The organism is Streptomyces sp. NPDC042201 (genome assembly GCF_055582185.1).
The window spans coordinates 299,927-319,343 of sequence record NZ_JBVJDS010000008.1 but is presented as its reverse complement, the minus strand read 5'-3'; the positions used below and the strand labels follow the sequence as shown (position 1 = coordinate 319,343).

Sequence of the window (19,417 nt, the reverse complement as noted above, 5' to 3'; positions counted from 1 at the left end):
GCCATGCCCCCCATTCAGGACATGACTTCCGCTGCGTCGGCCTCCGCGGAGACGGCCTCCGAACCTTCGGACGGCGCCCGTCTCCTCGACGCCCTCCAGCACCAGGTGGCCGTCTTCGCCCGGCGGGCCGAACAGACCCGGCTCGGCGGTGTCGGCCAGGTCCGCAACTCGATGGACCGCGCCGCCTATCTGCTGCTCAACCGGCTCGACCTGGAAGGCCCGATGGGCGTCAAGGCGCTGGCCGCCGGGATGGGCATCGACTCCTCGACCGTCACCCGGCAGGTCGCGCCGCTCGTCGACACCGGTCTGGTCAAGCGCACCTCGCATCCGGAGGACGGCCGCGCGGTCGTGCTCCAGCTGTCGGCGCGCGGACTGGCCAGGCTCGAAGAGGTCCGCTCGTCGCGGCGCGAGCTGATGGCGCAGGTCACGGACGGCTGGACGGAGGAGGAGCGGAACTCTTTCGCCACCCTGCTCACCCGCTTCAACGGAGCGCTGTCGGCACGGGCCGCCGCTCCGGCGGCCGCGGACGCGGGGCCGGACGAGACGGACGGGACGGTTGGCGCGGAGAAGACGGCCGGCGCGGAGAAGGGGACGGAAACGGATCCGGGGACGGAACCGGGGACGCCCTCTTGACCCTGGCCCCCTGACTGGCCTCATATGAGGTCGTGCGACAGCGGCAGGTGGTCACGGATCGCCGGCGGGCCCGGGAGTTCGAGGCGTTCGTAGCGGGTGCGGCCGGCCGGCTTCTGCATGCGGCCGCGCTGCTGACGGGCGAACCGGCCGACGCCACCCCGCGCGCCCAGCGGCTGCTGACCGACGCGCTGGCCCGTACGTACGCGGACTGGGACCGGCTGCGCGGCGAGGATCCGTACGACCGCACCCGCCAGGAACTGGCCCTGCGCTTCGCCCGCGGGGCCTGGCACCGCCGCCGTGGCCGCCGGGCGGGCGGTGTCCTGGCCGGGCTCGGCCCGCAGGAACGCCTCGTCCTGGTGCTGCGGCTGTACGAGGGCGTGGCCGAGGAGCAGACGGCGGCACTGATCGGCCTCCCGGTGGAACGGGTCCGCGCGATCTGCGCACGGGCGGTCACGATGATGCGGGAGTCCCCTGCGGGTCGGCCGGCGGCGGGTGGGACGCGGGCTGCCTCCGGCAGCGCGGGCGCCGAGAGGCCCGCTCATGAATAGCGCCGACCGCAAGGAGGCCGAGGTCCGGCGGATGCTGGATCTGCCGCATCCGGTCGTACCGGCCGATCTCGTACTGCGGGCCGCGGAGCGCGGCACCCGGCTGCTGAACCGCCGCCGCACCGCGCATCGCGTGCTGTGGATGCTGCTGGTCGCCGCGGTGATCGTGTTCACCGTCTGGGCATCGGCCACGGACCCGTGGTCCGCGCCGCCGACGGAGACGACGCCACCGCTGGAGGGCTGGTAGTCCTACGCCGCCGATGGTCCACCGGCGGCGTAGAGAACGACAGGAAGACCTAGCCCAGCGCCTGCTTCAGGTCGGCCAGCAGGTCGTCGCCGGACTCGATGCCCACGGAGAGCCTGACCAGGTCGGACGGCACCTCCAGCGCAGAACCCGCCGCCGAGGCGTGCGTCATCCGGCCGGGGTGCTCGATCAGGGACTCGACGCCGCCCAGGGACTCGCCCAGCGTGAACAGCTTGGCGCGGTCGCAGACCGCGACCGCGGCCTCCTCGCCGTCCGTGACCTGGAAGGAGATCATCCCGCCGAACGCCTTCATCTGCTTGGCGGCGACCTCGTGGCCCGGGTGCCCGGGCAGGCCCGGGTAGAGGACCTTGGAGACGCGGGGGTGCCGGGTGAGCATCTCCGCGATCCGGGTCGCGTTCTCGCTGTGCCGGTCCATCCGGACCGCGAGCGTCTTGATCCCGCGCAGCACCAGCCACGCGTCGAAGGGGCCGGCGACCGCGCCCATCGCGTTCTGGTGGTAGACCAGTTCCTCGGCCAGCCCGGCGTCGTCGACGATCAGCGCGCCACCGACCACGTCCGAGTGCCCGCCCATGTACTTCGTCGTCGAGTGGACGACGACATCCGCGCCCAGCGCGAGCGGCTGTTGCAGATACGGGCTGGCGAAGGTGTTGTCCACGACGAGCTTCACGCCGGCCGCGCGCGCGATGCCCGCGAGGCCCGCGATGTCGGTGATGTTGAGGAGCGGGTTCGACGGGGTCTCGACCCAGATCGCCTTCGTACGGGGGGTGAGCGCGGCGCGGACCGCCGCCGGGTCCGAGGTGTCCGCGACCGACCACTCCACGCCCCAGCGGGAGACGACCTTCGCGAACAGCCGGTAGGTACCGCCGTAGGCGTCGTTGGGGATCACCACATGGTCGCCGGGCGCCAGCAGCGTACGCAGCAGGCAGTCCTCGGCCGCCAGCCCCGACGCGAAGGCGAGCCCGCGCCGGCCGCCCTCCAGGGCCGCCAGGTTCTCCTCGAGCGCGGTACGGGTGGGGTTGGCGCTGCGGCTGTACTCATAACCGCCGCGCAGGCCGCCCACGCCGTCCTGCTTGTACGTGGAGACCTGATAGATCGGGGGGACGACCGCGCCGGTGAGCGGGTCCGCGGTATTGCCCGCGTGGATGGCGAGAGTCTCGAAGTGGTGCTGCTCGCTGCTGTGCTGGTGGCTCATGAGGCCAGAGCGTAGCGCCGCTCACAGACCGGCGGGACCGGGCGGGACCGGGCGATGGGCCGTCCGGGACAATGGGGCCATGGAGATTCTCTGGTTCCTGATCGCGATGGGCCTGCTGGCCGCGGTCATCGGCCCGTACGTCAGGCGCCGCCGCGGCGGTGTCCACCAGGTCGCCCCCGGCTCGCCGGACGCCGCCGACCCGGCCGACTACGGCTTCGTACGGCAGGAGGAGCTGGACATCCGGCTGCCAGGACCCGATCAGGACCTCCTCGACGTGCTCGATGTCGTCCAGCGCACCCAGGACTGGCGGGCCGCCGCGCAGCTGCTCGCCGGCACCGGCAAGGACGGCGAGGTGCGCTGGCAGCGGGTCCAGGCCTTCGCCGGGGCGGCCTCACTGGAACTCCAGCAGCGGCCCGGCGTCGGCGGCGGATGGCTGCGGGCGTGGCGGTCGGAGTCGCCGAAGGACGCGGGCGGGGCGGCCGTGCACGCGGAGTTCCTGGTGCAGCAGGCGTGGCGGTCCTCGGCCGCTGGGACCGACGACTTCCGGATCATCCTGGAGGAGGCCCTCGCGGTCTGCGGTCAGGCGGCCCTGCTGGCGCCAGGCGACCCGGTCCCCTACATCACCGAGCTGGCCATCGGACGCGGACTCGGCTATCCGCCGGAGCGGTTCGACCAGCTGTGGGCGAAGGTGATCGACCGCGCCCCGGCGCACATGGGGGCGCATCTGGCCGCGCTGCACTACTGGTGCGAGAAGTGGCACGGCTCCCGCGAGGAGGCCGACCACTTCGCGACGACGGCCGCGGCGCGCGCCCCGCAGGGGTCACTGCTGGCGGCGCTGCCGCTGTTCGCGGTGTACGAGCATCTGCCCGAGATCAATCTCGTGCAGGGCTTCTACCGGAGCGCGGTGGTCACCAAGGCGGTGGAGGGCGCGCTCTTCGCGGTCCACGCCGCGCGCCAGGACGACCCGATGCTCCCGCACGTACGGCATCTGCTGATCCTCTTCCTCGTACGGTCGGAGCGCTGGGCGGAGGCCATGAACCAGCTGCTGCGGGTGGACGGCCACGTCGGGGCGCTGCCGTGGACGTACAACGGGGATCCGGCGGCGGAGTACACGGTGTACCGGGCGCTGGCGGTGGCGGGCTACGAGGCGAACGGCGGCAGCCCGGCGACGCTGCCGCACTGACACCGGGGGCGTCACGGCGTCGATCCCGCGCGGGCATTGCCCTCGTTACCCGCGGTAGGGGATACTCCACCTCCCCCCCACGGCCGATCATGATGTCCATTTCCTGTGGGGGGAAACTGTCCGATGGGCGCTACTCTGCGCGCGCTGCGCGCCCTCGTCCTGCTTGCCGGCTTCTATCTGCTCGGTCTCGTCATGCTCGGCGCTCTCGCCGTCGCCGACTGGACCGCGACGCTCTGGACCCCCGGCAGCGTCTATCTGAAGCTCTACTTCATCACCGCGCTCCTCGCGATCCCCATCGTGCACGGCATGTTGCTGCTCCGTACGCCGAAGGACGACGGGCTCTCCGGCCTGCCGGTCACCGACGCGCAGGAGCCGCGGCTGTGGCAGACCGTACGCACCCTCGCCGACCAGGTCGGCACCCGCGCCCCCGACGAGATCATCCTGTTCGGCGACGCCAACGCGGCGGTCAGCGAGGAGGCCCGCTTCCTGGGCCTGCGCGGCGGCAGGCGGCGCCTCTACCTCGGCCTGCCGCTCATGGCCGGGCTGACGGAGGCGCAGCTGCGGGCCGTACTCGCCCATGAACTCGGCCACTACAGCAACGCCGACACCCGGCTGTCCGCCATCACCGTGCGCGGCCGGATCCAGGTGCTGCGCACCGTCGCCCACTTCGAGGAGAAGGCCGGGAAGACGGCCGCCAAGGAGCGGGCCCGGCAGGAGAAGAAGGCCGCGAAGGCCCTGGCCAGGGGCAAGTCGGCCAAAGAGGTCGACACCGCGGGCGCCGGGATCACCTACCGCGCGATGGCCGGGATCTACACCGCGTACGCCAAGGTCTACATCCGCGCCACCGAGTCGGGTTCCCGCCGCCAGGAGCTGGCGGCCGACCGGGCGGCCGCCAGAATCGCGGGACGCGACGCGACGGCCTCCGCGCTGCGCGAGATCCCCGTCCTCGACGCCGCGCACGGCTTCTACATGAACGCGTACGCCACGCTCGGCGTCGACGCGGGGCTGCTGCCCCCTCGGGGCGAGGTCTTCGGCGGCATCCGGCGTCTGCTGGCGGCGCGCCACGAGGAACTGGACGCGATGCGGCGCGACCTGCCGACCGAACGCTCCTCGCCGTACGACTCGCATCCGCCGATCGCCGAGCGGGTCGCCCGTATCGAGGCGCTGCCCGACGACGGCCGCGCCTTCGAGCCGGCGTACCCCTCGCTCGGCCTGCTGAGCTCCCCCGACCAGACCCTCGCCGCGCTCGAACTGGCCGTCCTCACCCCCGAAGCGCTGAGGATGCGCCGCGCCGACTGGCCCGAGCTGGTGCACGAGTCCATGACCGCCTACGCGAACAGGTCGGCGGAGCCGCTGCGCCGGGCGACGGCCGCGGTCACCGGCGACCCGTCGCTGTCCTCCCTGCTCGGCGTGATCGACGCGGGCGCGCTCTGGCAGCTCGCCGAGCAGCTGCCCGCGTCGGAGGAGGCGCGGGCGGCCACCGGCCGCGCGGCCCGCGAATTCGCCCGCCCGGCGCTGCGCCGCGGCCTGTCCCAGCTGGTGGCGACCGAATTCACGCAGGCCGGCCGCGCGCACTGGCAGCTCTCCTGGACGGAGTCCGCGCGGCTGCGCCTGCCCGAGGGGTACGAGGAGTCCCTGAGCGCGGCGCTGGACGCGGCGGTCGCCGACCAGCCGGACAGCGAGCCGCTGCGCAAGCTGCTCGCCGCATGACCCGCCGTCCGCCGGGCTTCGTTCATGAGCGCTTTCACCAGCGCTTCGTTCACCGGCGCTTCGTTCACCAGCGTTTTGTTCACGAGCGCTTTGTTCCGGCACGCTGTGTTGTGGAGCGTCCTATTCCGGAACACTTCACTCCGGCACCCGACACCGAACTGGTGGAATCCCCATGGCCCGACTCCTCCCGCTGATCATCATCGCGACCGGCGTCTACTTCTGGTTCAAGAGCCGCCGCAGCGCGTCCTCGCTCACCGATACCCACCCCTTCAAACGGTCCGCACGCTCCGCGGAACTCGGCTTCCTCCCCCCGGAGCAGCTGGACGACCAGCACGCCGGGCCTCCCATACCCGAACGGGAGCGCGCCCTCGCCGGGGTCAGGGCCGGCGAGTGGCAGCAGGCCGCCGCCCTCCTCGCCGACACGGGCCAGGACTGGGAGCGGCGCTCGATGTACGCGTACGACCTCGGCGCCGCCGCCGCCAAGGACGACGGCTGGCTCCTGGCCTGGGAGAGTGCCCGCCCCGACGACCCGGACGCGGCGGTCGTACGGGCCCGCAGCACGGTGGTCCTGGCGTGGGAGCTGCGCGGCGGCGACTGGGCCAAGAACACGAGCGGTGAACAGTTCGACGCCTTCCACCGCACGCTGGCGCGCTCGCGCGAGGAGATCGCACGGGCCGCGGAACTGAATCCGCAGGACCCGACCCCGTACATCACCGAGATCGCGACGGCGACCGGCTTCGGCTACTCGCCCCAGGAGATGCACCGCGTGTGGGCGGAGGTCTCGGCCCGGGCGCCGCACCACTACGAGGCCCACTTCATGGCGCTCCAGTACTGGTGCGCCAAGTGGTGCGGCTCGGACGAAGAGGCCCGCGAGTTCGCGGGCCGCGCGGCGGCGGGCGCCCCGCTCGGCAGCCTGCTGTCGGCGTTCCCGCTGATCGCGTGGTTCGAGGCCCGTCTCAACGACTCGGTGACGGACGCGGAGTACCGCGACCCCGGGCTGACCGCCCTGGTCGACGCGGCCCTCGTGGACGCGGCGGCCGCCCCCGCCGACCACCCGCGCCTGGTGGAGCTGCGCCATCTGCTCGCGTATTTCCTGTACAGGCAGGCCCGGTACGACGCGGCGCTGGAGCAGTTCCGGCTGGTGGACGGCTATACGGACGCGCTGCCGTGGCGCTACTACGAGAAGCGTTTCTACGTGGCCGCCCGCGAGGCCACGGTCCGCAAAACGGGGTGAGAGCGCGGGACCGCGCGGCGGAATGACCGGTGCCGTCCATACGTTCTTCCATCAGGACCCCACAGCCGAGGAGACCTGAAATGTTCCTGTCCCGCCGCACCCCCGAGCTCCCCACCCCCGAGCAGGCCTTGCCGGGCCGCCCCGAGCCCGAGTTCTCGGTGCCCTCCCGTCACACGGTCCTCGGCAACCCCCTGCTCGGCCCGTACCCCGAAGGCCTGGAGATCGCCGACTTCGGCATGGGCTGTTTCTGGGGCGCCGAGCGCATCTTCTGGCAGACGAACGGCGTCTGGACGACCCTCGTCGGCTACCAGGGCGGCAGCACGCCGAACCCCTCGTACGAGGAGGCCTGCTCGGGCCTCACGGGCCACACCGAAGCGGTCCGCGTCGTCTACGACCCCAAGATCGTCTCCTATGCGGAGCTGCTGAAGATCTTCTGGGAGTCCCACAACCCGACCCAGGGCTTCCGCCAGGGTAACGACGTGGGCACCCAGTACCGCTCGGCGATCTACACCCACTCCCCCGCCCAGGCCGCGGCCGCGGAATCCTCCCGCGAGTCCTACCAGCAGGTCCTGACGGACTCCGGCCACTCCATGATCACCACGGAGATCCTCCCCGCGGAAGGCCGCGCGTTCTATCCCGCGGAGGCATATCACCAGCAGTACCTGGACAAGAACCCGGGCGGCTACTGCGGCATCGGCGGCACCGGCGTCTCCTGCCCCATCGGCATCGCCAGGACCGCCTGAGCAGACCAGCCACAGCCCGGCGCCGACGCGGTCAGCGGTCGGCGTCGCGGTTGAAGGCTGTTCGTGCCCAGAGGTAGCCGAGCAGGCTGAGGCCGGTGCACCAAGCGAGGGCGGCGAGGGCGCTGGTGCCGATCGGTGTGCCCATCAGCAGGCCGCGCAGCGTCTCGATGACCGGGGTGAAGGGCTGGTACTCCGCGAACCAGCGCAGTCCGGTGGGCATGGACTCCGGCGGGACGATGGCGCTGCCGGTGAAGGGGAGGAACTGCATCGGCAGCGGGATGTTGCTGGCGGTTTCCGGGCTCTTGGCGACCAGGCCGACCGCGGCGGACAGCCAGGTGAGCGCCAGGGTGAGGAGGCCGGCGGCCGCGAGATTCGACGGGCCCGGCGTCGGGCCGGAAGCCCATGAGCAGCGCGACGCCGATGACGACCGCGATGCTGACCATCGTCTGGATCACGCTGCCGACGACATGCCCGGTCAGGAACGACGCCCGGGAGATCGCCATCGTGCGGAACCGGTTGACGATGCCTTCGGTCATGCCGACGAAGACGCCGACCGCAGTGACCACGGCTCCGGACATCGCGGCCATCAGGATGATGCCGGGGGTGACGTAGTCGATGTAGTCGTTGCCGCCGGTGGAGGTGCCGGCGATGCCGGTGCCCAGGGCGCCGCCGAAGACAATTGAAGAGCAGAAGCATCAGCACCGGCATCGCGCCGACCGAGACCGTCATGGAGGGGTAGCGCAGCGCGTGCTTCAGGTTGCGGCGCAGCATCGTCGCCGAATCGCTGACAGCGTAGGACAGGGTGGTCATCGGGCTTTCTCCTTCTGGGAGTTGACCGCGTTGCCGAGCTGAGGGCGGCCGGTGAGGGCATCTCTTTGGCGCCACCGCTCCACAGCCGCGGCCTGGCTGTCCTGTCTCGTTGAACCTGCTCTGCCCCGGACGTGGTGAGCTGCGCGGAGCCCGGGGCGCGCCGTTGGCGCGGGTGAAGAGGACAGTCGCGCCCGGCGCTCTCGCCGCGCACGGCAGCGTGGTCTGTGTGAACTGCGGCGTGGCTGTCCGCGGTGACCACGCTCAGGTCACGTCCCCGGCCATGCGGCAGTCCGTCGGGCTGGGGACGCCTGCCTTCCCGGGGGCGCGGCGGGACTCGGTGCGCCGGGACGGTGTGGGGTGGTTCCGAGGCAGGGGACGGGCCTCCGGGAGCAATTGGGGCAGGCTGCGGGGAGCACAGGAAATCACCGGACTCCGAGAAGCACATGAATCCCCGCTTCACGCACTCGGCGCCTTCCGCTGTCTCCTGGGACAGACGGAAGGCGCCGAGCGGTACCGATCCCGAATCAAGCCTGCTCCGGGCTTACTCGGGCACCTTCTTCGCGCCGGGGCCGCCCGTGATCACGAAGCTCGATCCCGGCTCGATCAGCACGTCGCCCTGCGCCGAGTTGGTGATCGTCACGTCCGTCAGTGTCGCGCTGCCGCGAGCGCCGCCCATCGCGAGGATGCCGGAGCCGTTGTTGGACTTGTCGATCTCCACGTTGCTGATCTTGACGTCAGGTACGTTGCCGCCACCGTTCTTGAACTGGATCCCGTCGTAGGTCGAATCCAGGATCTCGGTGTCCCGGATGGTGACGCCGGTGATGTCCCGGCTCGCCGGGAAGATCGTGATGGCACCGAACTCCTGCGCCTCGCCCCAGAACGCGCCGCCGGTGCGGTGGAGCGCGTTGCCCGCAAGCAGGGTCTCGCCGGAGAAGGGCAGCGGGTCGTGGTCGGTCGCGAGCATGATGCCCGGGTAGTTCGCGGTGTCGGCGATCAGATTGTTCTCGACCTTGTTGCCGTAGCCGCCGTAGATGGCGACACCGTTGGCACGCCAGGGCAGTTGGATGGTGTTGTTGGTGAACGAGTTGTCGTGCGCGATATCGACCGCCGGGTCCTTCACATAGCGGTTGGCCCAGATGGCCAGCGAGTCGTCACCGGTGGTGCGGAAGGACGAGTTGGTCACCGACGAATTACGGGTGCCGTTGGTGAAGTTGATGCCGTCGGCGTACGTGTCGCGGATCCGCATCCCGCTGAACTCAAGTCCGTCGGCCGGGCCCCACAGCGACTGGATGTTGTCGTAGTCACGGCCGACCCATACACCCACATTCGCGTGCTCGATCCACACGTTGGAGATCTTGGTGCCCTCGCCGAAGCGTCCGTTGAGCCCCACTCCGCCCTCGGCGCCGCCGCCGCCACGGATACGGCCCGAGCCGAAGATGGCGATGTCGGAGATCTGGGTGTTCTTGTCGATGTCGAAACCGAAGTTGCCCTCGTGCGGGTGGTTGATCCCGCCCGCATTCTGCGGCTCGGTCAGGGTGTAGAGCTGCGAGTGCCACATGCCGGCGCCCCGGACCGTCACATCGCTGATGCCGATCTGGTTGTACTGGCCCTGGTTGAGCGGGTCGTCGGTCAGGATCTTCTGCTCCTGGCGCCACTGCCCCGGCCCGATCCAGACGCACTCGATGTCGCCGTTCTGGTCCGCCGTCACGGCGTCCTGGATGGCCTTCGTGTCGTCCTGACCGTCGTCGGGCACCGCCCCGTACTCGGTGATCGAGGTGCACTCGGCCGGCTTGCTCGCCGGGGGCGCCACCTGCTCCAGATCGATCAGGTCGACGATGTAGAACGACGCGGTGTCGTCCGCGTCGCGCTGCACCTTGAACGTGGTGCCCGCCGGATAGCTCTTGTCGAGCAGCGCGTGCGACTCGTCGAAGAGCCGGCGGGCGTCGGCCTGGGGGGTGTTGGTCAGCGACTCGGGGTCGTCCGTGTTGCCGTACAGCCAACTGTGCTTGGACGACAGGTCCAGCTTCTGCACAAAGACGCCGTCCGCGTAGAGGCTCACGGTGGCGTCGATGCCGCCGCCGCCCGGCGCGTCGGGTATGGAATTGCGCACGACAATCGAGTTGGCGGCGTTGGTGGAGGTGAACTCCACGAATTCGCCTGTGCTGTTGAGCCGTACCGACTTGCGCCCGGACGACTCGCTGGCGAAGTTGGTGTGCCCGAAGGTGCGCTCCGGGTCGGCCTCCAGCAACGTGCCCTCGTACTGGCCGGCTTCGGCCTCGTACCCGACGTACGGAAGCGTCGCTCCGCGCTCGGCCGCAGCCGGGCGCGCGAACGCGCTGTCGGTCCCGCGGGTGATGTCGGCCGCGGCGACGGGGGCGGGCAGCAGCCCGACGACGAGCAGACCGGCCAGGGGTACGCCGCCGAGCAGGCGTCGTCTCAATTGCTTCGACTTCATGGTGTCCTCTGTTTCCGTGGGGTCGACAGAGTGATTGCCGTGGGGGTGGGGGCGGCAGGGTCGCAGATGAACAGGACGACAAGCCTGCCGTTATCTTGCAAAAGAACCGCACATATTTGAGCTGTTCAGTCCATGTAATGCGGTGGAGCAGTGCGAGTTTTCAAGCATGTCACCGGTTTGTCAACAGTGTGCGCACGCCGGTTACCGAGCGCCGCACCGTCAACTCACGCCCCCGCTGCTCCCACTTGCCGCACCGGACAGCGCGATTCGCGTTCCTGGCCCGGCCGGCTCGTTCGCCAAGACGCGCCCACCAGGACCACCAGGACCACCAGGGCCAGGCCTGCCCTGCCCCGACAGTGGGAGGGACAGGAGGCGGCGTCGCCGACCAGGCAACACGGCCCTTCGTTTCTATGCGGCACGGGACAAGCGAGCGCAAAATGTCCAACTGGGGCCTCAAACGCGCCCACCACCGCACCTGGCCCCAGCCCGTCACCCCGCCCGCCGACGCGGTCACCATCGTTCCCGCATCCAAGACCGCCCCGACCACGTGAAAACCCAAGGTCACGGCCCGGATCGGATCAGCTTTGCTGAGATTGGAGCAGGTCGCTTGAGACGGGACACTGGCACCATCCAGGCACCGTCCACGTGCTGTGACGCAGGACACACCCGCAGGAAAACCCGGCGCCGGGCCCGGGCGTCTTAAAGGTGTGGGAGTAAGCAGGAAGACACCAGCGGAGCTGGACGAGGAGAGACTCGTCCGGCTCGTCGCCAAGGGCGACCGCGCCGCGTTCGAGGAGCTCTACCGGCGTACGGCGCCGTGGCTGGCGGTGCGGTTGCGCCGGCGCTGCGCCGATGAGCAGATCGTCGCCGAGGTCATGCAGGAGACGTATCTGGCGGTGTGGCGCGCGGCGAGCGCGTTCGCGGGGGCCGCGGTCGGCGGGACCGCCGTCGGCTGGCTGTGGACGATCGCGGCACGCCGTCTCGTCGACGCCTTCCGCCGGCGCGCGCACCAGGCCAGGCTGCCGGCCGCCCTGACCGCCGAGCCGGCCAGGACCGCCGCACCGGCGGCCGAGGACGAGATGCTCGCCGCCAGGGTCGACGGTGAGGTCGGTGACGCCCTGGGGCGGCTGGCTCCCGAACTGCGGGACGTACTGCGGGCCATGGTCCTCGACGGGTTGTCCGTACGGGAGACCGCCGTCCTGCTCGGGCTGCCGGAAGGCACCGTCAAGACCCGCGCCCGGCGGGCACGGAGAGCGATGCGGGAGGCGCTGTCATGAGCGTGGAACATGCGTCCGAACGGCTCATCAGCCGCTATGCGCGCGGCGATACGGGGATCGCGAGCGACGAGGTGTGGGCGCTGGAAGCCCATCTGGAGTCGTGCGCGGTGTGCCGAGGCCGGCTCTCCGCCGTCGTCGGCGAGCGGGCGCCGGCGGTGACCGCGCTGGTCGACGGCGTCTGGTCGGAGCTGGCGCCCCTGCTGCCACGCGTCCACCCGATGCCGCCACGGCGCCGGTGGGCCCTGACGCTCTCGACCTGGGCGTCGCCGGTGATGGTGCCGTGGCTGTGCATGACGGCTGTCGTCATCGCACTCGCCGTGCTCCTCGACCTGACGAGCGGACAGTCCGCCGGGCAGTCCGGCCAGGGCATCTCGGTGGTGGTGCTGCTGGCTCCGGTGCTGCCCGTGCTGGGCGTCGCCGCCTCCTGGGCACGCGGGCTGGACCCCGCGTACGAACTCACCGCCGCGACGCCGCGCGCCGGGCTGCACCTGGTGCTCCGGCGCACGACCTCCGTACTCGTGCTGGTGATCTCCGTGCTGCTGGTGGCCGGGTGGCTGACCGGCACCTCGGTCGCGCAGTGGCTGCTGCCCTGTCTGGCCTTCACCACCGGCACGCTCGCGCTCGGCGGGCTGATCGGGGTGACGCGCGCCGCGCTCGGGCTGGTGGCGGTCTGGGCGGCGGTGATCGTGGGGCCGACCCTGGCCGTGAGCCGTACGTCCTTCGCCCTGGAGACGGACGCCCTGCCCGTGTGGGGCGCTCTCTTCGCGCTGGGGACGGTGGTCGTGATCGCCCGCAGAGGCGCGTACACCCTGCTGGCCGCTCACCGCTGACACGCGCCCACCGCTGACACGCGCCCGCCGCGCTGAAGCGCGCTCACCACTCAAGCGCGCCGCTGACACGCGCCCACCACTGACACGTACACACAGAAGAGAGGCCCGCACCGATGACCGAAGGAACGACGACATGACGCGCGGTGTGACCGCCGCCGAGGTGGCGCCCACGGCCTACGCCTGGGAGATCCGGGCCGAGGGACTGACCGTCAGGGCCGGCGGCCGCAAGACGGCCGTCGACGGCCTGGATCTCACCCTCGGAACCGGCGTGCACGGTCTGCTCGGGCCGAACGGCGCCGGGAAGACCACCCTCATCCGGGCTCTCGCCACGGTCCTCCGCCCGGCCGGAGGAACCCTCGAACTGCTGGGCACGGCCGCCGGGGCCCAGGAGGGCCGGCGCGAGCTGCGCCGCCGGATCGGCTATCTGCCGCAGGAGTTCGGGTACTACCGGCGCTTCACCGTCCGGGAGTTCGTCGAGTACATGGCGTGGCTCAAGGAGGTCCCCGGGGCGGACATCCCGGCGGCGGTCCAGCGTGCCGTCGAGCGCGTCGGCCTCGCGGACCGGGCCGACGACCGGATGAAGACCCTCTCCGGAGGCATGGTGCGGCGCGTGGGGATCGCCCAGGCCATCGTCAACGACCCGGTGATTCTACTGCTCGACGAGCCGACGGCCGGTCTCGACCCGGCGCAGCGGCTGCGCTTCCGCGGGCTGTTGCAGCAACTCGGCACGGACAGCTGTGTCGTCGTCTCCACCCATCTCGTGGAGGATGTCGCGGCCGCCTGTACGGATGTGGTGCTGATGGCGGACGGCCGGCTGGTGTTCCGGGGCACCCCGGACCAACTCGCCGACGCCGGAGGCCCGGACGACCCGGGTGACAGCCCGATCGAGCGGGGTTACGCGGCGCTGCTCATGCGCTCCGGGCCGGACAGGGGTGCCTGGTGAACCCGGTGTCCACGAAGACGGCCGAGGCCCCCGGGAACCCGGTGGCTCCGGTGGGCCGGAAGACCCCGGCGAAGGCACGGATCCTGCGGACCGAGCTGCGCCGGTCGACCGCCCTGTGGCTGGGCGGGCTGCTCCTGGTGGGCTCGCTCGCCGGTCTGGAGCTGATGAGCGGACCGTGGACGAAGGGCGCCGAGAGCTGGACGGCGCAGTGGACATCCACCGCGTGGTGGCACCGGTTCCTGCTGGTGCTTCTGTGGCCCCTGGCGGTGGCCGGCGGGGCGGTGCAGGGGCTACGGGACCACCGCTCCGGCACGTCCGAGCTCCTCTCGGCCACCTCGCGGCCCCCGTGGCACCGTGCCGCCAGGACGGCGGGCGCGTCGGCGCTCACGCTGTCCGTCGCCTATCTGCTGGTGTTCGGGTACGGCGGGGTGCGGGTGCTCGTCAACGACGGCTACGCCGGCCTCAGTTGGCTGCCGATCCTGCTCGTCGGGGCGTTGGCGATGGTCGCCGGTGCCTGGCTGGGCATGGGGGTCACCAGGACTTTGCCGTCCGCGCTCACCCCTCCGGTGCTCGCCGTGGCGGCGCTGATGTCCTCGGTCCTGCTCAGCGACGTGGTGCTGAAGGACGTGGTGCCCAACGGGATCATGCTGCTCACCCCGTCGTTGTCCCTGGTGCACAGCGAGTTCCTGACCGTCTCCTGGCGCGTCAATGCCGGACAGGCGCTCTGGCTCCTCGGGGTGGCCGCCACCGGATTCCTGCTGCTGGTGGCCGGGAAGCCGCGGGCCCGGCTGCTCGCGCTGCTGCCGATGGTGCTGGGCGCGGCGGTCGCGCTGCCGGTCCTGCCCTCGGATCCGGAGCGCAACTACGTGGTCGACACGGCGGCGGCAAAACTGGTCTGCGACGGCCGGGTCTGTGTCACCCGGCTGCACGAGCAACGGCTGGCCGCGCTCACCGGTCCCGCCGAGGAAGCGCTGCGCCTGCTGGGCCGGCTGCCCGACCCGCCGTCGGCGGTGCACGAGAGCGTCGACGCCTGGCCCCGGGACACGAAGCGGCCGCGCACCGCCGACGTCGTACCCGTCGACTTCGAAGCCCAGGCTCTCGAATACACCACAGGGGACGAGTCCACCCGGACTCTGCTGGGCGGCGCCGGAACAGCGCCGTGTCTCGAAGCGGAGTTGACCGACCCGACCGAGGAGGAACTGCGCGCGTACGACGAGACGCGGGTGGTGCGCGAACTGGCCGCGCGGACCGTGGCCGCCGCCTGGTTCACCGGGGATCTGAAGCCCCTGGCCGGCACGCTGTGGCTGCGCGCCGACGTCGACGCACTGACCCGTCCGGCCTGGAACGCCTTGCGCGCGCTGCCCGCGGACGAACAGCGGCTACGGATCGCCGCCCTGCGAACGGCCGCGCTGTCCTGCGACGGTGACCTGCTGACGGTGCTGGCGGACGGCGGTCCGCGGTGAGGTGGCTGACGCTCTACGCGCGCTCCCGTCACGTTCCCGCCTCGCTCGCCGCGGTCCTGGTCTGCACCCTCGCGGCGTGGCCGCTCGCCCAAGGCGCGACGCCCGGCGACCCGAGGGTGCACACCCTGCTGCTGACCACGGCGGTGGCGGCGGCCACGACCGGGCTGAGCGGGCAGGACCTGGCCCTCGACCGTACGGGGGCGATCCGCTGGGCACCCCGTCGCGCGGCGCATGTGCTGCTCATCGGCGTGCTCGCCGGGGCCGTGCTGCTGGCTCTGCTGACCACGGGCGACGGGCCGGTGCCGACCGGTCAGGTGGTACGGAACAGCGCGGGCATGGCGGGGGTCGCGGCGCTCGCGGCGACGGTGTGGGGCGGCCGGTCCGCCTGGACCCTGCCGCTGGGCTGGTGCGCGGTCGCGCTCTTCGTACCGTCGACGGGCGGGGCGGCGGAGCAGGTGGCGGCCTGGATGCTCCAGCCGTCCGGCACGGCCGCCGCCAGCTGGACGGCGCTGCTCCTCGCGGCCGTCGGCGGACCGGCGTACGCGCTGGCCGGGCCCCGGCGCTGAACTCGGTCCGGAGAGACGCTGCTTGGCCCCGCGCGTCCGGGTGCCCTGGAGCATCTCCGGTTGCCGGAGGCGTCCTTGCGTCCCGCCCCGCCGTACAGCACCGTCGGGTGTCAGCGTTCACCTGGCTGCCACCCTCCCGACGGCCGGGAGTCACCGGGCGGGACGGGGAGGGGTGAGTGGATACGCACGACCCCCGACCGCGCCGCTCGTACGGGCGGCGCGGTTACGCCAACACGCCACGTGGAGACCGTATGACCGGCTCAGCCCGTACGCAGCCCCTGCCGAGCAGGGAATCCATACGGACCGGCAGGCGGCCGGGCGGCGCCGCTCGTGGCACGGCGCGCGGCCTGGCGGCAGGGCTGGCCGCGGGAGCGCTCGCGCTGGGCAGCGTCCTCGTGGGCGGTGTCCCGGCCGCCGCGGCGAGCGGCCCCGACTGTTCCGGAGCGAAGGGCACGGCGCTCTGCGCGGCGGCCGGCGACCTGCTCGACGTCACGCTGGACCAGCTGCGCCCCACCCAGCCCTCCATCGGCTTCGACCAGATCTACTACAAGCTCGGCCGGTACGGCAGCACCAAGGACGAGCAGAACGGCGACTTCAACAAGCGGTTCGACGACTGGTGCGAGACGAACGGCCAGGAGGAGGCGGCGACGGTGCAGGCCGGCGCCACGCTCGCCGACCCGGCCAGCTTCACCTGCACCGTCCCGGTCGGCGAGGAGACCGACGAGACGCGGGCCGCGATGAAGACGGTCGTCGTCGGCCCCGGCGGCGAGCTGTATCTCACCGACGGGCACCACACCCTGACGTCCTTCCTGGAGACGTCCGACGGCGGCCCCTCAATGCACATCCGGCTGCGGGTCACCGGCAATCTGAGCGACCTCTCGCCCGCCGCCTTCTGGCAGAGCATGCAGGACCGCAAGTGGGTCTGGCTGCGCGACGAGAACAACCGCCCCATCACCACGGACCAGCTCCCGCGCCGCCTGGGCCTGGCGAGCTTCCACGACGACCGCTACCGCAGCCTCGTCTACTTCACGCGCGACATCGGCTACCAGGCTCCCGACGACGCGGCGGAGTATCTGGAGTTCCTGTGGGGCACCTGGCTGCGCGAGCGCGTGGACCTCGGCACGTACGACCTGAACGACTCCGCCGCCTACCTCAGCGCCGTCCGCACCGCCTCCGAGGCCATGTCCGGGGTGGCCGGTGACACCGTCATCGCCGACGGGCGCACCGCCGACGAGCTGGGCCGGATGGACGAGTGGAACGACGGGAAAAAGCCGACCGGCGGTGAGTTCGGGAAGCTGAGCGCTCCGATCTCCGACGCGAAGCCCGGCAAGCTCGCCTACGCCCTGGGCTTCCGCGGCCGGGTCGCGCCCACGCCCGCCTGCACGAAGACGCTGACCGGCACGCACACCGGCCCGCTGGTCGTCTCCTCCGGTGTCACCTGCCTGGACCGCACCAAGCTGACCGGCCCTGTCGTGGTCGTCGCGGGCGCCGGCCTGGTGGCGAAGGGCGCCGACATCACCGGGCCCGTCCAGGCGGTCGGCGCCACTACCGTGCAGCTGTGCGGCACCTCGCTGACCGGGCCGCTCTCCATCGTGAACACGAAGCAGCGGGTGACCCTGTCGGGCCCCGGCTGCACCGCGAACACCCTGAACGGCCCGGTCCAGCTCGTCGGCAATCCCCGATAGAGGCAATTCCCGCCGCGGAGGCCCGGTCTATTTCCAGGGGCCTCCGCGACGGGGCGCGGCTACACTCGTCGCCATGTTCGTTCACTACTACTTCCTGTGATTTCGGGCCCGCTCCTCAGGCCCGAGTCGGTCCAGCCCTGCACCAGGGCGTGACAATCCAGGAAGAAGCATGCGCGAACGCGCCCAATTGGCGATGAAAGACGTGTCCAAGGCGTACGGCGACCGGTCGGTTCTCGACCAGGTGTCGCTGACCGTACGTCCCGGCGAGAAGGCCGGAATCATCGGGGAGAACGGCTCCGGCAAGTCGACGCTGCTGCGGCTGCTGGCCGGGGCCGAACGGCCGGACAGCGGCGAGATCACCGTCAGCTTCCCCGGCGGCATCGGCCATCTCGCCCAGACCCTCGACCTCGATCCCGCGTGCACCGTGCGGGACGCCGTCGACGCGGCCCTCGCCGATCTGCGCGAGATGGAGCGCGGACTGCGGGCGGCCGAAGCGGCACTCGGCACCACGAGCGACGACGAACTGGCCGCGTACGGCGATCTGTTGACGGTGTACGAGGAGCGCGGCGGCTACCGGGCCGATGCCCGGGTCGATGCTGCGCTCCATGGACTCGGGCTCACCCGGGTGGCACGGGACCGCCCGCTGGGCTCGCTCTCCGGCGGGGAGCAGTCCCGGCTGGCGCTGGCGTGCGTGCTGGCCTCGGCGCCCGAGCTGCTGCTGCTCGACGAACCCACCAACCATCTCGATCGCCGGGCCACCGGCTGGCTGGAAGAACGGCTCATCGCGCATCGCGGGACGGTGCTGGCCGTCACCCACGACCGTGCGTTCCTGGAGCGGATCGCGACGACGATCCTCGATGTCGACCGGGACACCCGGACGGTGACGCGGTACGGCGACGGCTGGCTCGGCTACCGGACGGCGAAGGCCGCCGCGCGCCGCCGCCGGGAGCAGGAGTACCAGGAGTGGCTGGCCGAGGTGGCCCGTACGGAAGAGCTGGTCAGCGCGGCCGGACAGCGGCTCGCGGCCACCGGCAAGGACCCGCGCGAGGGCTTCGGCAAGTTCCGCCGGTCACATGAGGCGAAGCTGTCCGGGCATGTCAGGGCGGCGCGGCAGCGGCTGTGGCGGCTGCGTCAGGAGCCGGTGCCGGCGCCTCCGGAGCCACTGAGGTTCGCGGCGACGCTGCGCTCCGGCGGCGCGGAAGGAGCGGCCGCCGAGTGCGGTTTCGGCGAAGGCGTGGTGGCCGAGCTGAAGAACGTGGTGGTCGCGGGCCGGCTGAGGGTGGCCGGCCTGCGGGTGACGGCGGGCGAACGGCTGCTGGTGACCGGTCCCAACGGGGCGGGCAAGAGCACGCTGCTCCGGGTCCTGGCCGGTGAACTGGAGCCGGACAGCGGCTCGGTGCGCCGTCCGGCCCTGACCGGCTATCTGCCGCAGGAGCTGCCCGCCGTACCGTCCGGGCTCCCGCTGCTGCGGGCGTTCGCGGCGGGGCGTCCCGGCCTGCCGGAGGAGTACGCGGACGAACTGCTGGGCCTCGGCCTCTTCCGCCAGGACGACCTGGCCGTACCGGTCGCGGCGCTCTCGGCCGGCCAGCGGCGCAGGCTGGAGCTGGCGCGGCTGGTGACCCGCCCCGCTGATCTGCTCGTCCTCGACGAGCCGACGAACCATGTGGCGCTCAGCCTCGTGGAGGAGCTGGAGGAGGCGCTGACCGGGTACGAGGGAGCGGTGGTGGTGGTCTCCCACGACCGCCGCTTCCGCGCCGGCTTCCGGGGCGCCCGGCTGGAACTGCGGTCCGGCCACGTCGTCCCCGAAACGACCGACGCGACCGACGCGGGGCAGCGGCTCCGGTAAGGCCCGGTGTGTCCCGCCCGACGCCCGGGCGGGACAC

The 19,417-nt window shown here is 71.7% G+C and carries 15 protein-coding genes and 2 pseudogenes; 14 read left to right on the top strand and 3 right to left on the bottom strand.

Translation table 11 applies throughout. From position 1 onward, the window contains the following. Window positions 1-3 precede the first annotated feature (3 nt). The 3 genes and pseudogenes from ACZ6MZ_RS21605 to ACZ6MZ_RS21595 form a co-directional block, all read left to right on the top strand. A pseudogene (locus tag ACZ6MZ_RS21605) lies at window positions 4-513 on the top strand (MarR family winged helix-turn-helix transcriptional regulator); the annotation flags it as partial. Between the two features lie 152 nt (window positions 514-665). Further along, a complete protein-coding gene (locus ACZ6MZ_RS21600) occupies window positions 666-1,181 on the top strand; it encodes a sigma factor-like helix-turn-helix DNA-binding protein (protein ID WP_469353626.1) in 516 nt (171 codons plus the stop codon). Continuing rightward, on the top strand, window positions 1,174-1,425 hold the full coding sequence (locus ACZ6MZ_RS21595) for a hypothetical protein (RefSeq protein ID WP_384180920.1): 252 nt from the start codon (window positions 1,174-1,176) through the stop codon (window positions 1,423-1,425). The genes ACZ6MZ_RS21600 and ACZ6MZ_RS21595 overlap by 8 nt, the downstream gene beginning before the upstream one ends. A gap of 49 nt (window positions 1,426-1,474) precedes the next feature. Here the strand turns inward: ACZ6MZ_RS21595 and ACZ6MZ_RS21590 are convergent, their stop codons facing one another. Continuing rightward, the gene (locus ACZ6MZ_RS21590; protein WP_384180918.1) at window positions 1,475-2,635 is read right to left on the bottom strand and encodes a cystathionine gamma-synthase; all 1,161 of its coding nucleotides are present in this window, start codon (window positions 2,633-2,635) and stop codon (window positions 1,475-1,477) included. A gap of 79 nt (window positions 2,636-2,714) precedes the next feature. On the opposite strand from ACZ6MZ_RS21590, the gene ACZ6MZ_RS21585 reads away from it, so the two are divergent. From ACZ6MZ_RS21585 to msrA, 4 genes are all read left to right on the top strand, one after another. Beyond that, window positions 2,715-3,818, top strand: coding sequence for a tetratricopeptide repeat protein (locus ACZ6MZ_RS21585; RefSeq protein WP_384336149.1), 1,104 nt, complete (start codon window positions 2,715-2,717; stop codon window positions 3,816-3,818). Window positions 3,819-3,941: 123 nt separating this feature from the next. Further along, window positions 3,942-5,528 carry a M48 family metallopeptidase gene (locus tag ACZ6MZ_RS21580; protein WP_389791079.1) on the top strand — a complete coding sequence of 529 codons (1,587 nt, stop codon included), beginning with the start codon at window positions 3,942-3,944 and terminating at the stop codon, window positions 5,526-5,528. Between the two features lie 172 nt (window positions 5,529-5,700). Next, window positions 5,701-6,762: a hypothetical protein gene (locus ACZ6MZ_RS21575; RefSeq protein WP_469353624.1), complete on the top strand. Its 1,062-nt coding sequence runs from the start codon at window positions 5,701-5,703 to the stop codon at window positions 6,760-6,762. An 80-nt stretch (window positions 6,763-6,842) separates the two neighbouring features. After that, window positions 6,843-7,505, top strand: a complete 663-nt coding sequence (gene msrA, locus ACZ6MZ_RS21570) for a peptide-methionine (S)-S-oxide reductase MsrA (protein WP_469353622.1) — start codon at window positions 6,843-6,845, stop codon at window positions 7,503-7,505. 31 nt (window positions 7,506-7,536) lie between these two features. On the opposite strand, the pseudogene ACZ6MZ_RS21565 reads toward msrA, so the two are convergent. Then, a pseudogene (locus ACZ6MZ_RS21565) lies at window positions 7,537-8,315 on the bottom strand (ABC transporter permease). 541 nt (window positions 8,316-8,856) lie between these two features. Continuing rightward, window positions 8,857-10,770, bottom strand: coding sequence for a glycosyl hydrolase family 28-related protein (locus ACZ6MZ_RS21560; RefSeq protein WP_469353621.1), 1,914 nt, complete (start codon window positions 10,768-10,770; stop codon window positions 8,857-8,859). Between the two features lie 707 nt (window positions 10,771-11,477). Between ACZ6MZ_RS21560 and ACZ6MZ_RS21555 the strand changes: the two genes are divergently transcribed. The 7 genes from ACZ6MZ_RS21555 to abc-f all read left to right on the top strand — a co-directional run bounded on the left by ACZ6MZ_RS21555 (window position 11,478) and on the right by abc-f (window position 19,380). Next, window positions 11,478-12,047: an RNA polymerase sigma factor gene (locus ACZ6MZ_RS21555; protein WP_469353620.1), complete on the top strand. Its 570-nt coding sequence runs from the start codon at window positions 11,478-11,480 to the stop codon at window positions 12,045-12,047. Then, complete coding sequence (locus tag ACZ6MZ_RS21550; protein ID WP_469353618.1) at window positions 12,044-12,877, top strand: zf-HC2 domain-containing protein; 834 nt, start codon at window positions 12,044-12,046, stop codon at window positions 12,875-12,877. The genes ACZ6MZ_RS21555 and ACZ6MZ_RS21550 overlap by 4 nt, the downstream gene beginning before the upstream one ends. A gap of 133 nt (window positions 12,878-13,010) precedes the next feature. Next, window positions 13,011-13,820, top strand: coding sequence for an ABC transporter ATP-binding protein (locus ACZ6MZ_RS21545; protein WP_469353617.1), 810 nt, complete (start codon window positions 13,011-13,013; stop codon window positions 13,818-13,820). 5 nt (window positions 13,821-13,825) lie between these two features. Further along, on the top strand, window positions 13,826-15,283 hold the full coding sequence (locus tag ACZ6MZ_RS21540; protein ID WP_469353615.1) for a hypothetical protein: 1,458 nt from the start codon (window positions 13,826-13,828) through the stop codon (window positions 15,281-15,283). After that, complete coding sequence (locus ACZ6MZ_RS21535; RefSeq protein WP_469353613.1) at window positions 15,280-15,849, top strand: hypothetical protein; 570 nt, start codon at window positions 15,280-15,282, stop codon at window positions 15,847-15,849. The genes ACZ6MZ_RS21540 and ACZ6MZ_RS21535 overlap by 4 nt, the downstream gene beginning before the upstream one ends. A 251-nt stretch (window positions 15,850-16,100) precedes the next feature. Further along, the gene (locus ACZ6MZ_RS21530) at window positions 16,101-17,534 is read left to right on the top strand and encodes a ParB/Srx family N-terminal domain-containing protein (protein WP_469353611.1); all 1,434 of its coding nucleotides are present in this window, start codon (window positions 16,101-16,103) and stop codon (window positions 17,532-17,534) included. Window positions 17,535-17,703: 169 nt separating this feature from the next. Continuing rightward, on the top strand, window positions 17,704-19,380 hold the full coding sequence (gene abc-f / locus ACZ6MZ_RS21525) for a ribosomal protection-like ABC-F family protein (protein WP_469353609.1): 1,677 nt from the start codon (window positions 17,704-17,706) through the stop codon (window positions 19,378-19,380). Window positions 19,381-19,417 lie beyond the last annotated feature (37 nt).

What these genes read in the sequence shown, in the direction of transcription:
- ACZ6MZ_RS21595 (WP_384180920.1), top strand. Translation starts at nt 1,174, where the DNA reads ATGAATAGCGCCGACCGCAAGGAGGCCGAGGTCCGGCGGATGCTGGAT.
- ACZ6MZ_RS21590 (WP_384180918.1), bottom strand. Translation starts at nt 2,635, where the DNA reads ATGAGCCACCAGCACAGCAGCGAGCAGCACCACTTCGAGACTCTCGCC.
- ACZ6MZ_RS21585 (WP_384336149.1), top strand. Translation starts at nt 2,715, where the DNA reads ATGGAGATTCTCTGGTTCCTGATCGCGATGGGCCTGCTGGCCGCGGTC.
- ACZ6MZ_RS21580 (WP_389791079.1), top strand. Translation starts at nt 3,942, where the DNA reads ATGGGCGCTACTCTGCGCGCGCTGCGCGCCCTCGTCCTGCTTGCCGGC.
- ACZ6MZ_RS21575 (WP_469353624.1), top strand. Translation starts at nt 5,701, where the DNA reads ATGGCCCGACTCCTCCCGCTGATCATCATCGCGACCGGCGTCTACTTC.
- msrA (WP_469353622.1), top strand. Translation starts at nt 6,843, where the DNA reads ATGTTCCTGTCCCGCCGCACCCCCGAGCTCCCCACCCCCGAGCAGGCC.
- ACZ6MZ_RS21560 (WP_469353621.1), bottom strand. Translation starts at nt 10,770, where the DNA reads ATGAAGTCGAAGCAATTGAGACGACGCCTGCTCGGCGGCGTACCCCTG.
- ACZ6MZ_RS21550 (WP_469353618.1), top strand. Translation starts at nt 12,044, where the DNA reads ATGAGCGTGGAACATGCGTCCGAACGGCTCATCAGCCGCTATGCGCGC.
- ACZ6MZ_RS21545 (WP_469353617.1), top strand. Translation starts at nt 13,011, where the DNA reads ATGACGCGCGGTGTGACCGCCGCCGAGGTGGCGCCCACGGCCTACGCC.
- ACZ6MZ_RS21530 (WP_469353611.1), top strand. Translation starts at nt 16,101, where the DNA reads ATGACCGGCTCAGCCCGTACGCAGCCCCTGCCGAGCAGGGAATCCATA.
- abc-f (WP_469353609.1), top strand. Translation starts at nt 17,704, where the DNA reads ATGCGCGAACGCGCCCAATTGGCGATGAAAGACGTGTCCAAGGCGTAC.